The sequence below is a fragment of the Actinomyces sp. oral taxon 175 str. F0384 genome (assembly GCF_000223355.1).
Lineage (GTDB): Bacteria > Actinomycetota > Actinomycetes > Actinomycetales > Actinomycetaceae > Actinomyces > Actinomyces oris.
This window is the reverse complement of the sequence record NZ_AFUR01000001.1, coordinates 1,595,899-1,608,497: the sequence shown is the minus strand read 5'-3', so window position 1 is coordinate 1,608,497 and position 12,599 is coordinate 1,595,899. Positions and strand designations below refer to the sequence as shown.

Sequence of the window (12,599 nt, the reverse complement as noted above, 5' to 3'; positions counted from 1 at the left end):
TTGCTTTTTGGTAGGTGAAGTTTTCATGCGCATGTGGTCGCTGCACCCGAGCCACCTGGACCGTGCGGGCCTGGTGGCCTGCTGGCGCGAGTCACTCCTGGCCCAGGCGGTCCTGGCCGGACGCACCCGCGGCTACCGCAACCACCCCCAGCTCGAACGCTTCCGCGCCGCCCCGGAGCCGGCCACGCCCGCGGTGGCGGTGGGCGCCTACCTGTGGGGACTGCGCGAGGAGGCCGTCCGGCGCGGCTACCGCTTCGACGCCACCCGCATCGACCTGCCCGAGGCGGAGTGCACCGGCGTCAGCCTGACGGTCACCGAGGGGCAGATGGACCTGGAGCGCAGGCACCTTGAGGCCAAGCTGGCCGGACGCGCCCCCGAGCTCCTACCGCTGCCCGAGCGGCTTGAGCCGCACCCGATCTTCCGAGTCGTCCCCGGCGACGTCGAGCCCTGGGAGCGGGCACTGACCCCGTAAGCCCGGGGCGGGTGCAGAGGCGACCGGCACCGCGGCCGCTCAGCCCTCTTCCGCGGCTCTGGCGAGTACCTGCTCGCGCACGACGCGGCGCAGGATCTTGCCGATTTGGGAGCGCGGCATCTCCTCAATGACCTCCAGGCGGTGCGGCAGCGCGTAACGCGGGACCGTCCGCTCGGCGTGCTCCCGTACCGCCTCCAGGGTCACCGACCCCGGCGTGGCCCCCTCGGCCAGAACCACGGCGGCACACACGAGCTCGCCCATCGCGCCGTCGGGGAGCCCCACCACGGCGACGTCGGCCACGCCGGTCATGGAGCGGATCGCCGCCTCCACCTGACTGGGGTAGACGTTGAAGCCGCCGGTGAGGATCAGCTCGCGCTTGCGGTCGGCCATCCACAGGAAGGAGTCCTCCCGGCGCACGATGTCGCCCGTGCGCAGCCAACCGCCCGGCAGGATCGCGGCTTGCGTGGCCGCCTCGTCCTGACAGTAGCCGGCGAAGACCTGGGGACCGCGCACCAGCAGCTCGCCCGGTTCGCCGTCGGGCACCTCCCGGTCAGGGGCCGGGTCCTCGGGGTCCACAACGCGCACGTCCGTGGAGGGGAAGGGCAGGCCCAGCGCACCCAGGCGGCGCGAGGGCCCCATGGGTGTGCCCGCGACGATCGGGCTCGTCTCAGTCATGCCGTAGCCCTCGACGAAGAACCCGCCGGTCGCCTTCTCCCAGCGGGCCCCGACCTCTGGCGGCATCGGGGCCGCCCCGCATACCCCGTAGCGCAGCGTCCCCAGCTTCGTGCCCCGCTTCTGGGCACCGTCGAGGATCCGCTCGAACATGACCGGCACGCCGACGAAGAAGGTGAAGGGACGCCGCTCGTGCGCGGCGAGCACCTGATCCACCGAGAACTTGGGCAGCATCACCTGGGTGGCGGCCTTCTGCACCGCGCAGAAGAGGTTGAAGGTCAGCCCGAAGGCGTGGAAGAAGGGCAGCAGACACAGGAAGTTCTCCCCGCCCTCGTGCAGCATCGGCACCCAGGCGATGGCCTGGTTGGCGTTGGCCCGCAGATTGGTGTGCGTGAGCATCGCCGCCTTGGGGGTGCCGGTCGTCCCACCGGTGTGCAGCAGGACCGCGATGTCGGAGCCGGCCGGGTAGGGGAAGCGTGAGGGGATCCGGTGAGCGCCGGCCACCTCCTTGTCCCAGGAGCGCACCCCCGCAGGCAGGCTCTGTGCCCGGAAGGCGGCCCGCTGCCGGCGGGCCCGCTCCACCGGAAGACGCAGCGCGGCGCGCAGACGCACCGGCATTGCGGCTGAGAGGTCCACGCTGAAGACCGTGCGCCCCTGGAGCGCATCGCCGTCGGCGCGTGAAGCCGGACGGGGATCGGTGAAGAGGCCGACGCCCTTCTCCCACACGATGACGACGCGGGCTCCGTGCGCGTCCAGCTGGGAGCGGATCTCCTCGGCGGGCGCCAGCGGGTTGTGCTCTGCCACGACTGCGCCGATGCGCAGCGCCCCGTAGAGGGCGATGGCGTGCTGCGGGCAGTTCGGCATGATGAGGGCCACCCGGTCGCCCTTGTGCACCCCCGAGGTCCGCAGCACCTGTGCCGCCCGCTCCGAGGCCTCCAGCAGTTCGCGGTAGGTCATCTCCGCGCCCAGGAAGTCGATGGCGACCCGATCGGGGTAGAAGCGTGCCGCCGTCTCCAGCAGCTCGCTGAGCGGCGCGTCGGGAACCTCGATCGCCGCCGGGATGCCGGGCTGGTAGTGAGGGCGCAGGTAGTGGCGGTGGTCCTGGGTGGCTTGCTGCGGTGAGGCGGCGGCGTTGATCGTGCTGTCAGTCATGTCTGTGGAGTCGAATCGGGCTGTGGGTGGGAGCAGTCAGGTGATCTGGGGCGGCTGCGATCTGAAGGCATGCCCTCAGCGGGAGGCCGCGCTGTCATGCGGCCCGGCCTTGCCGTCCTGGCCGCCCTCCTGCTGACCGCCGTCCCTGCGCTCACCCCGGCCGGGGAAGTGCTCGACGATGGACACGGCTGCCGCCGTCGCCGCCCCGGAGGCCGCCTCCCGGGCCGCCAGGAGCTCATCGCGCACCACGCGCCGTAGCACCTTGCCGATCTGGGAACGGGGCATCTCGGTCAGGATCGCGATCTGGCGCGGCAGGGCGTAGTTGGACAGGTTCTTGGCCGCCCACTCGCGCACCTGCTCCAGGGTGACCGTCTGGCCCTCCTTGGGCAGGATCGCGGCGACCACGGACTCATTGCCGGCCTCGGCCGGCAGCCCGACGACGGCGACCTCCTCCACCTGCGGCATCGAGCGGACCGCGGCCTCCACCTCCGTGGGGTAGATGTTGAAGCCCCCGGAGATGATGAGCTCCTTGCGGCGGTCGGCGATGACGTAGAAGCCGTCCGCCTCCTGGCGCACCAGGTCGCCCGTGCGCAGCCAGCCCCCGTCCAGCAGCACCTCGGCGCTCTCCTCGGGGTTGTCCCAGTAGCCGGAGAACACCTGGGGGCCGCGAGCCAGCAGCTCGCCGACCTCCCCGGGAGCCACCTCGCGCTCGACGTCCTCGGGATCCACCAGGCGCACCTGCGTGGAGGGGTAGGGCACCCCCAGGGTGCCGGGCCGACGCGCAGGCGAGATCGGGTTGCCCAGGATGATGGGGGAGGACTCGGTCATCCCGTAGCCCTCGATGATGGTGCCACCGGTGGCCTCCTCCCAGGCCTGCGCCACCGCTAGCGGGTTGGGGGCCGCCCCGCACACGGCGATCTTGCAGGAGGACAGGTTCGCCCCGGTGGCCCGCGCCCGGGTCACCAGACGGTCGAACATGACCGGCACCCCCGGGAAGAAGGTGGCCGGGCGCCGCTTCCAGGCGGCCAGCACCAGGTCCGCCCCGAACTTGGGCAGCACCACCTGGGTGGCGGCCAGCCCCACCGCGCACAGCAGTGACAGGGACATGCCGAAGGCGTGGAAGAAGGGCAGGACCGCGTAGAAGGTCTCCTTGCCCGCGCTCGTGGTGCCGGACGCCCAGGCCAAGGACATCTCGGCGTTGGAGCGCAGGTTCTCGTGGGTGAGGCACACGGCCTTGGGCGTGCCCGTCGTCCCGCCGGTGTACAGCAGGGCCGCCGCCTCCGAGACGCTCGGCAGGGGAAAACCTGTGGCCAAGGGGATGGCGGAGGCGGCCAGGTCGTCCCAGGAGCGCACCCCGGCCGGGATCCTCCCGCGCAGCTCGCGGCGCTGGGTGCGGGCGGCCGCCACTGGCAGCCTGAGGGCCAGGCGGCTGCGCAGCGGAAGATGGCGGGACAGGTCCACCGAGTACACGCTCAGGCCCCCCAGGCCCGCCGCCTCCAGGGAGCCCACCGCCGCCACGAGGCGCTCGAGGGTCTTCTCCCAGGCGATGATGACGCGCCCGCGGTGAATGTGGAACTGCTCGCGCAGCTGGGCGGCGGGCGCCAGTGGGTTGTGCTCGGCCACGATCGCCCCGATGCGCCAGGCCGCGTAGGCCACGACCACGTGCTGAGGGCAGTTGGGAAGAATGACCCCGACGACGTCCCCGCGCCCGACCCCCAGGCCCCGCAGGGCCTCCGCGGCCCGCGCCACCTGGGTCTTCAGCTGGGAGTAGGTCGTCGTGGCGCCCAGGAAGTCCAGGGCCACCCGGTCCGGGAAGTCCCGGGCGGCGTCGCGCAGCATGCAGGACAGGGGCTCGCTGACCGCAGGGATCGTGGAGGGCACCCCTGCCTGACGGTAGACGGCCTCAAGGGCCTCATTACCGGAGGCCTCCGAGCCGGCCGCCGACGCGGCGCCACGCGTGAGCGCGGCTACCGATGTGCGTGAAGCACTCATGGGTCTTCCCCCCTTGTCTGCCGTGAGCCTTCCCCCGACGGGGAGGGTCTCGCCCGCCGCGGGTGCCGCCCGCGAGCGACGATGAGAACTCAGGAGCAACCGTAACCTACGGTGGCGTAACCTGCGTGGTCGGAGGCGTTGACAACCCTGTGCGATCCGGCTCACCGGCTGGAGGAACGCGGCTCCAGGCCCCGGAGGAGCGGCAGGCGGCTGACCACCCGCAGGCGGCGCGTGGGACGAGTCATCGCCACATACAGGTCGCCCGCGCTGCGCTCACCGACCTCAGCGGGATCCACGAGTACCACGACGTCGAACTCCAGCCCCTTGGACAGCAACGGGTCGACCACCAGCAGCCGCGAGCGCAGCACGTCGCCTCCCGGAGCCTCCATCGCCGCGGCCAGGTCCGGGTCCTGGCGCAGCAGCGCCTCAGTGCGCCCGGGGGAGGGGCAGATGACCGCGATGCGCCCGACGCCGGCACCCACCTGCTCGTCCAGGCGAGCCGCCTCCTGGGCGACGACCTCGCGCAGGAGACTCGCCCAGGCCTCGGGCTGGGCGCCTTCAGGGGACTGCGACAGGTCCGTGACCTCCAGGCAGTCGGGCAGGTCGCGCACCGAGCGCACCGGGTAGACCGGCGGGTGGCCCAGATGCGTCACCGTCTCCTCAGCCGCCTCCATGATCGTGGCCGGCGTGCGGTAGCAGACGGTGAGGGCCTCCTCGCGCAGCGGGGTCGACCCTCCGCGCGAGCGCCCCGACTGCCGGCCCTGGCGCGAGCGCGAACGGGCCCGGTGGCGGGACCGCGACCGGGACCGGCCCTGGGCCTCCGCAGCATCCGCAGCATCCTCGGCCGACGCCGTCCCCAGGGCGGTGAGCACCTCGCCCCAGCTGGCGGGGGCGTGGGGGCCCGAGTACTGAGCCAGGTCCCCCACCACCGTGAAGGAGCGCACCGGGCAGCGACGCGCCAGCGCCCGCCACGCCATGGTGCCCAGCTCCTGGGCCTCATCGACGACGACGTGCCCGTAGGTCCACGTCCGATCCGCCCGGGCCCGCTCGGCCAGAGTCAGAGTCGGGCCGCCCTGGGAGACCCGGTCGGCCAGCATCTCGGCACTGACCATCCCACCGCCCAGCTCCTGGGACTCGATCGCCTGGGCCGCGTAGGCCACCAGGTCCTCGCGGCGGCGGGTCTCCAGCCGGGCGCGCCGGGCCTGGGCGTCCTCACTGGGGCCCAGCAGCTCGGCCAGCTCGTCAATGAGCGGGATGTCCGCCGCACTCAGAGCGCTCCCCGGCTCACGGCGCAGCAGCGCACGCTCCTGCTCGCTCAAGGACGGAGCCACCTGCTCCAGGAGGGCGGGCCGGCTCCACAGCCGCTCCAGCAGCCCCTGGGGCGTCGTCGGCATCCAGCACAGGTTGATCTCCCGGCGGGCGTCCCGGGCGGTACGGATGTCCTCCCGGATCCAGGCGCGCGTGTCAGCGTCCGAGGCGTCCTGGTTCGTGGTCGCCGCGTACTGGTCGGTCAGGCGCTCCAGCAGCCAGATCACGAAGGCCTCGCGGGCCAGGTTGTGGGGCTTGCCGCCCCGACGGGCCCGGGAGGCCGCCTCACGCACGTCGTCGGGCTCCAGGGACAGGCGCACCCCCTGGACCTCGATCTCGCGGGGAGCATCCGGGACGCGCTGCAGGCCCCGCACCGCCCGCTCCAGGGCCTTGACCCACACCGAGCGCCCCTTGAGCTCGGCGACGCGGGCGTCCTCCTGCGCCGTGGCCCGCACCCCGGGAACCAGGTCGCCGATCGTCGTGGAGACCACCCCCGTCTCACCCAGGGAGGGCAGCACCTGCTCCACATAGCGCAAGAAGGTGCGCGAAGGCCCCACCAGGAGCACGCCGGAGCGCTCCAGGCGCTCGCGCTCGGAGTAGAACAGGTAGGCCACCCGGTGCAGCGCCACCGCCGTCTTACCCGTCCCCGGGCCGCCCTGGACCACGAGCACACCCCGGCCGGAGGAGGTGACGACCCGGTCCTGCTCGGCCTGAATCGTGGCCACGATGTCACCCATACGGCCGTCACGGGCGCTGGACATCGCGGCGATGAGCGCCCCCTCGCCCTGCAGGTCCCCAGCGGCCACGGAGGTCCCCGACGAGCCGGACGGGCCCTGGCCGGCCTTCAGGGCGGCCAGGTCCAGGACCTCGTCCTCCACCCCGAGCACCTGACGGGCCCGAGTGTCGATGTGCCGCCGGCGCACCAGCCCCATGGGCTCGGAGGCCGTGGCCTGGTAGAAGGCCCGGGCCAGAGGGGCGCGCCAGTCCAGGATCACCTCACGGTGCTGGGCGTCCTGCAGGCCGATACGCCCCACGTAGTGGCGCCGGCCCCCGTCCGTGACCGGGGAGGAGCCGCCCACGCCCCTGCCGGAGCCGGAGACTGCGGCCGGGGCCCGCCCGGAGGCCCCCGAGTCCGACGCGTCATCGGGCGAGGTGCTCATATCCATCCGTCCGAAGACCAGACGGTCCTCGACCCCCTCCAGGGAGGAGACCAGAGACGAGTAGTGCACGGCGTAGGCGTCCCGCTCCCCGCGGGACTGGTGGGTGCCGCTGACGCCCTGGGCCTCGGTACGGGCCAGGGAGTGGCGGGCCTGAGCCAGCTGGCGATCCAGCTCGCTGTAGGCGAGGTCGACGACGACCTGCTCACCGCGCATCTCGCGCTCGCGGACACTGCCCGCATCTTCCTCCGCCCGCGACGGCGCCTCCTGCTGGGAGTGCGGTGGGCGAGAGGGGATCGTCTGACTCACAAGGCCTCGCATCGGTTCTGGTTCTGGCAGGCATGCGCGTGGGGTGCACTGGCCGGCTCTGGTTGACGCTGACGGGTACTGGGGTCGGTGATGGCTTCAGTACGGTCGACCCATTATTCTCCTGCTGACGCCCCGACGGGGACGCCGAGGGCGAACAAGGCGCCCCAACCCGGCGCGGGCGGGAACATCGACAATCCAGAAGGTGTTGGCAGGAGTGCCCAGGACGCTAACCGCCGTTCCCGGGCACTCACCCGGACGAATCCTGATAAAACGCCGAATCGTCTCACTGAGCCGAGGACGCTCGACGTCGCTCGACCATGAAGCGACTCACACGGAATCGCTCCGGGTGCCGAACCCAGGCCATGCCCAGACCATGACCATCGCACGACACGGACACGCCCTCCCCGGCGCCGTCGGTCTCGCCGCCCGTCACCTCGAGCGGCGAGCGCACCAACGGACCCATGCCACGGGAGGATGAACCAGACCAGACAGGAGGAGACGGGCTCGTGAGACCACTGTTCACCATCCAGCACCCCGCGGATCAGCCGATCTCCCCGAGGGTCCTCATCCACTACTTCGAGGGCGCCATGGACGCCGGCAACGCCGGCGCGCTGGCCGTCGACCAGCTGCTCATGACGCTCCCCAGCGAGCGTGTCGCCACCTTCGACATCGACGCCCTCGTGGACTACCGCGCCCGGCGTCCCACGATGACCTTCGTTCATAACAACTACTCCTCAGTCACCATGCCCGAGCTGGTCCTGGATCTCCTCCATGACGACGACGGCGAGGACGTCCTCCTGCTCCACGGCAGCGAGCCGGACTACCGCTGGGACGAGTTCGTCGGAGCCGTGGCCCACCTGGCCGTCTCCATGGGCGTGAGCCAGGCCGTCGGCATGAGCGGCATCCCCATGGCCGTGCCCCACACGCGCCCGACCTACGTCCACCACCACGGCAGCCAGCCCGACCTGCTGCCCAACCAGCCCGAGCTCTTCGGGCACGTCGAGCTGCCCGGGTCGATGTCGGCCTACCTCGAGCTGCGTCTGGGCGAGCTGGGCCTGGACTCCCGGGGAGTCTCGGCCGCGATCCCGCACTACGTGGCCCGCGACGAGTTCCCGCAGGGGGCCTCGGCACTGCTGACCGCCGTCGTGCAGGCCACCGGCCTGGCGCTGCCGGTCGGGGACCTCGAGGCCGCCGCCAGCATCAACCGTGCCGAGATCAACGCCGAGGCCGCTCAGCAACCGGAGGTCAGTGCCGTCGTCTCCGCCCTGGAGGCCCAGTACGACGCCATGGCCCCCAGGATCGCCATTGACGAGGTCGACACCTCCGCGCCGATCCTCAACCTGCCCAGCGCCGAGGAGATCGGCGCGCGCCTGGAGGCCTTCCTGGAGGCCAACGACTCCGGGGACCTGGGGTCCCAGGGCTGGAACCCCGGCCGCGGGAGCTGACCGGTACCGAGCGCTGCTGGCGCCCCCGGGCCGGCGGCCGGTCAATTGCCTTGTGCGGGTCTAGCGGACCCGGACACCCTCAGGGCGCGGTAGCGCGGCGTCATCGAGCGCCCAGGTGCGCACCGGCAGTGGCAGGCGGCGCACTGCGCGCTCTGCCTCCTCGAGCTGGCCTTCCGTGAAGGGGTCCTGGTGGGCCACCAGCACCAGGTTGCCCCGGCGCCGGCCACGCGCCGCGGCGGGATCGGCGACGATGAACGCGCGGGAGGTGTCCCCGTCCAGGGCGCCGGCGAGCGTGGTGATCTCAGCGCCGGCCAGGGCACGCGGCATGGAGGCGGTGTTGACCAGCAGCAGTCCTCCTGGAGCCAGCGCCCTCAGGCAGGAGTCGAAGAACTCCCGGTTCCTGCAGGAGGCCGGCACGCTCCCACCGTTGAACACGTCGCGCACCACGACGTCCCACTGGCCCGGCCGCAGCCCCGCCACCACCTCGGCGGCGTCGCCGACCCGGATCCGCAGCCTGGGGGACCGGGGCAGGTCGAACCAGGTGCGCACCTGGCTCGCGAGGATCTCATCGATCTCGACGGCGACCTGCTGGGAGCCGGGGCGGGTCACGTCCCACGCCCTGGCCAGGGCACAGCCCGCCCCGCCCAGGTGGAGCGCCCTGACGGGGCTGCCCTCGCCGCGCAGGGCCGAGAGCACCGCGTCCATCTGCTGGTGGTACTCGAAGTCAAGGTGGGAGGGGTCGCGCAGGTCCAGGAAGGAGGACTCCGCGCCGTCGAGCATGAGAAGGATCCCGGTGTCTCGCGCCACGAGCTCGGCCGTGGCCAGGGAAGTGCGCACCGGGCCTGGGGGCAGATCGGTCAGCGCCGGGGCCCCGGAGCTCCTGCGTCTACGTGTCACAGCCCCACGGTAGCCTGAGAGGAGCGCGGGCGGACTCCTCGGGGGCCGCCAGCCGATGAGTCCGTCGCACTCGTTGAGGAGGTGGAGATGAGCAGGGCACCCCGTTCCCAGGCCGCGCGCCGGTCCTGGGGGGACGATGACTCCGCCACCCCCATCATCCACGTCGACATGGACGCCTTCTTCGCCTCGGTCGAGCTCCTCGAGCACCCCGAGTTGGCCGGCCGTCCCGTTATCGTCGGCGGTCGCGACGGCCGGGGCGTCGTCTCGGCCGCCTCCTACGAGGCCCGGGCCTTCGGCGTCTCCTCGGCGATGTCCATGGCTGAGGCCTCCCGCCGCTGCCCCCAGGCCGTGGTCCTGCCCGTGCGCCACGGCCTTTACTCCCGGGTCTCCGCCCAGGTCATGGTCATCCTGGCGGAGGTCACCCCTGTTCTGGAGAAGGTAAGCATCGACGAGGCCTTCCTGGATGTGAGCGGGGCCAGGCGCCGCATGGGCTCCCCGGTGACCATCGGCTGCTGGATCCGCGCCGAGATACGCCGGCGAGTGGGCGTTCCGGCCTCGGTGGGCATCGCCTCCACCAAGTTCATCGCCAAGCTCGCCTCCTCCCACGCCAAGCCCGACGGACTGCTCCTGGTGCCGGCCGTCGCCACGCAGGACTTCCTCAACGTGCTGCCGGTGGGGGCCCTGTGGGGCGTCGGCACCCGGACGCAGGAGGTCCTGGCCAGGTGGGGGATCCAGGACGTGCGCACCCTGGCGGGCACTGACGTGCGTCACCTGGAGAGGATCCTCGGCCGGGCCGCCGGGCGCCACCTGCACGAGCTGTCCCACGGCGTCGACCCCCGCCGGGTCGAGCCGGTGCGTGAGGAGAAGTCGGTGGGCACCGAGACCACCTTCTTCGAGACCCTCACCGACCGGGAGCACGCCCGGCGGGTCCTGCTGGACCAGACCCACCAGTGCGCCGCCCGTCTGCGCGCGGCGGACCGGCGCTGCCGGGTCGCCGTCCTCAAGGCCCGAGGGGCCGACTTCACCACCGTCACCCGCTCACGCACCCTGGCCACCCCCACCGACCTCGCCCAGGACATCTGGGAGACCGTCTCCTCGCTCTACTCCGCCCTGCCCACCCCGCCCGGTGGCTTCCGCCTCCTGGGGGTGCGGGTCGAGGGACTGCTGCGCCCCGACGACGGTGTGCAGCTCCTCCTGGACGAGGACCCGCGGCGCGGCGCCTCCGAGCGGGCCGCCGACGCCGTGCGCCGCAGGTGGGGAACTCACGCAGTGGCCCCGGCCAGCCTCCTGTCAGGAGACGGCCCCACCAAGGCGCCGCCCGGGCAGGAAGGGCGAGGAGGGCGAGGTCGTCGTCGGTGACCCGGGTGCAGGAGCCGCCTGCGTCCCGGCCAACCTCCTCGGTGAGTTTCTCCTGAGCCCCCGCAGCGCCTATCCTGGCAACTACGGCGCAGATCCCCGGCCCCGCCCGGAAGCAAGGAGCATGATGGCACTGTCAGAGCGAGAGCAGCAGGTCCTGCGAGACCTGGAATCGCAGCTCCATGAGGATGACCCCGAGCTGGCTCAGACGTTCCAGCGTGAGGAGCGTCGGCTCTCACGGCCTTCGCCCCGCCATATCGGCGGCGGCGTGGCCCTGGTCCTGGTCGGTCTGGCGCTCCTCATCGCAGGGGTCTCGGTGCCCCACAGCCTCCTGTCCATCCTGCTGGGGGTCGCCGGCTTCCTCGTGGCCGTCGGAGGTGTCGCAATGGCGCTGACCCGGGTCGAGAACACGTCGAGCCCGCGTCGCCCCGCGGGAGGTCGAGGCGGGCCCGCCAAGAGCGGGAACGGCGGGAAGAAGCGCTCCTCCTTCATGGACCGCCAGTCAGAGCGCTGGGATCGCCGGCGCGACTCAGAGGACTGACCGGCCCGCATCCACCTCCCCGAGTCCCCACTCCTCTGCAGCCGCTCCACCACGCCCGCGCCCGCGCCCCTGCAGCGGTGCTGGCGTACGCCGATCCCCACATCCCTCCACCGCCCCCACTTCCCTCCACCTCCATATCCCTCCCGCCGGCACGGCTCCGCAGGTCCTGTCTCCAACGCTCAGCCGTTGCAGACAGGACCTGAGTATCTGCAGACCCCGATCAGTCCTCTGCGGACCTCGTCAGGTCGGGACAGAATCATGAGAATCTCAAGGAATTCCTCGGACTCGGAAGAGCTGCCTCGAGAGCGGTGCGGCTCCGCTCCTACCTCTGCTCGGAGCTCCGAGCTCCACCAGAACCCTGCGTGCAGGCCGAGTGGAATCTGCTTTTTTCCTGGATATCCACCACGCCGAGGAGGGTGGTGGTGAATGCCTCCCCCCACCTGTCCTCCACCTCCCTCCACTCCGCGTGAACGGGTGTTGAACTGCTGTGATTCCAATGAAAAGTCAGGGGTCTGGGGTGGTGGTGCCGTCGTCGGTGATACGCAGCTGTGACGATCTCGAGGAGAAGGGGTGGGAGAAAAGGGAGGGAAGTGGAGTAGGGTGGGGTGCACGGGGTCGTCGAGGGGAAGGAGGTGGCTCATGTTCTTGGGAACGCATGCACCCAAGCTGGACGAGAAGGGCCGTCTCATCCTCCCGGCGAAGTTCCGTGAGGAGCTTGCGGGCGGCGTGGTTCTGACTCGAGGTCAGGAGCACTGCCTGTACGCCTTCACCGCCGCCGAGTTCGAGCGCATGTACTCCCAGCTGCGTGAGGCCCCCCTCGCTCAGAAGCAGGCGCGTGACTACGTGCGCGTCATGCTCTCGGGGGCGGACTCGCAGATCCCGGACAAGCAGGGGCGGATCACTCTGCCGGCCCCACTGAGGGCCTACGCGGGCCTGAAGAAGGACCTGGCGGTGATCGGAGCCGGTGCCCGGGTGGAGATCTGGGACTCCGAGTCCTGGAGCACCTACCTGGCCGCCCAGGAACAGGTCTTCGCCGACACGGCCGAGGAGATCATCCCCGGTTTCTTCTGACGCCTCGACCTCTTCGACAACTGAACGAACCCGACGGACCGCACGCAGATGCCATCTGGGCTCTGGCGAACCATCTCGTGAGGTCTCCGCCCGATGTCGAGTCCGACGCCTCTTCCCCGGCGCCGGAACCACGGGAGGAGTCCTGGCGAGATGGCCGCCCCGCACGGTGCGTCGGGGAGGGACGGATGTCGAGGGCTCATCAGCAACTGACAACCAGCCGGGTACCC

Annotated in this window: 9 protein-coding genes; 5 read left to right on the top strand and 4 right to left on the bottom strand. The window is 71.5% G+C overall.

Translation table 11 applies throughout. The features are described 5' to 3' along the window. Positions 1-25 precede the first annotated feature (25 nt). Positions 26-472 carry a pyrimidine dimer DNA glycosylase/endonuclease V gene (locus HMPREF9058_RS06730; protein ID WP_009406103.1) on the top strand — a complete coding sequence of 149 codons (447 nt, stop codon included), beginning with the start codon at positions 26-28 and terminating at the stop codon, positions 470-472. Positions 473-511: 39 nt separating this feature from the next. Here the strand turns inward: HMPREF9058_RS06730 and HMPREF9058_RS06725 are convergent, their stop codons facing one another. The 3 genes from HMPREF9058_RS06725 to HMPREF9058_RS06715 form a co-directional block, all read right to left on the bottom strand. After that, positions 512-2,296 (bottom strand): AMP-binding protein, encoded by a 1,785-nt coding sequence (locus tag HMPREF9058_RS06725; RefSeq protein WP_009405692.1) that lies wholly within the window; start codon positions 2,294-2,296, stop codon positions 512-514. Positions 2,297-2,371: 75 nt separating this feature from the next. Continuing rightward, on the bottom strand, positions 2,372-4,288 hold the full coding sequence (locus HMPREF9058_RS06720; protein WP_009405505.1) for an AMP-binding protein: 1,917 nt from the start codon (positions 4,286-4,288) through the stop codon (positions 2,372-2,374). Positions 4,289-4,449: 161 nt separating this feature from the next. Continuing rightward, complete coding sequence (locus tag HMPREF9058_RS06715) at positions 4,450-7,074, bottom strand: AAA family ATPase (RefSeq protein ID WP_009405561.1); 2,625 nt, start codon at positions 7,072-7,074, stop codon at positions 4,450-4,452. A 494-nt stretch (positions 7,075-7,568) separates the two neighbouring features. Between HMPREF9058_RS06715 and HMPREF9058_RS06710 the strand changes: the two genes are divergently transcribed. Beyond that, entirely contained in the window at positions 7,569-8,507 is a 939-nt protein-coding gene (locus tag HMPREF9058_RS06710; protein WP_009747573.1) for a PAC2 family protein, read from the top strand. Positions 8,508-8,567: 60 nt separating this feature from the next. On the opposite strand, the gene HMPREF9058_RS06705 is transcribed toward HMPREF9058_RS06710, so the two are convergent. Further along, positions 8,568-9,404, bottom strand: a complete 837-nt coding sequence (locus HMPREF9058_RS06705; RefSeq protein WP_139018949.1) for a spermidine synthase — start codon at positions 9,402-9,404, stop codon at positions 8,568-8,570. 87 nt (positions 9,405-9,491) lie between these two features. Between HMPREF9058_RS06705 and dinB the strand changes: the two genes are divergently transcribed. From dinB to mraZ, 3 genes are all read left to right on the top strand, one after another. Beyond that, positions 9,492-10,763 (top strand): DNA polymerase IV, encoded by a 1,272-nt coding sequence (gene dinB / locus HMPREF9058_RS06700; protein WP_009406339.1) that lies wholly within the window; start codon positions 9,492-9,494, stop codon positions 10,761-10,763. Positions 10,764-10,887: 124 nt separating this feature from the next. Next, positions 10,888-11,301 (top strand): DUF3040 domain-containing protein, encoded by a 414-nt coding sequence (locus HMPREF9058_RS06695; RefSeq protein ID WP_009405634.1) that lies wholly within the window; start codon positions 10,888-10,890, stop codon positions 11,299-11,301. A 639-nt stretch (positions 11,302-11,940) separates the two neighbouring features. Continuing rightward, positions 11,941-12,372, top strand: coding sequence for a division/cell wall cluster transcriptional repressor MraZ (mraZ, locus tag HMPREF9058_RS06690; RefSeq protein ID WP_009747347.1), 432 nt, complete (start codon positions 11,941-11,943; stop codon positions 12,370-12,372). Positions 12,373-12,599 lie beyond the last annotated feature (227 nt).

Bases quoted from the DNA above. Each gene is read 5' to 3' on its own strand.
- HMPREF9058_RS06725 (WP_009405692.1), bottom strand. From the start codon at position 2,296: ATGACTGACAGCACGATCAACGCCGCCGCCTCACCGCAGCAAGCCACC.
- HMPREF9058_RS06695 (WP_009405634.1), top strand. From the start codon at position 10,888: ATGGCACTGTCAGAGCGAGAGCAGCAGGTCCTGCGAGACCTGGAATCG.
- mraZ (WP_009747347.1), top strand. From the start codon at position 11,941: ATGTTCTTGGGAACGCATGCACCCAAGCTGGACGAGAAGGGCCGTCTC.
- dinB (WP_009406339.1), top strand. From the start codon at position 9,492: ATGAGCAGGGCACCCCGTTCCCAGGCCGCGCGCCGGTCCTGGGGGGAC.
- HMPREF9058_RS06720 (WP_009405505.1), bottom strand. From the start codon at position 4,288: ATGAGTGCTTCACGCACATCGGTAGCCGCGCTCACGCGTGGCGCCGCG.
- HMPREF9058_RS06715 (WP_009405561.1), bottom strand. From the start codon at position 7,074: ATGCGAGGCCTTGTGAGTCAGACGATCCCCTCTCGCCCACCGCACTCC.
- HMPREF9058_RS06730 (WP_009406103.1), top strand. From the start codon at position 26: ATGCGCATGTGGTCGCTGCACCCGAGCCACCTGGACCGTGCGGGCCTG.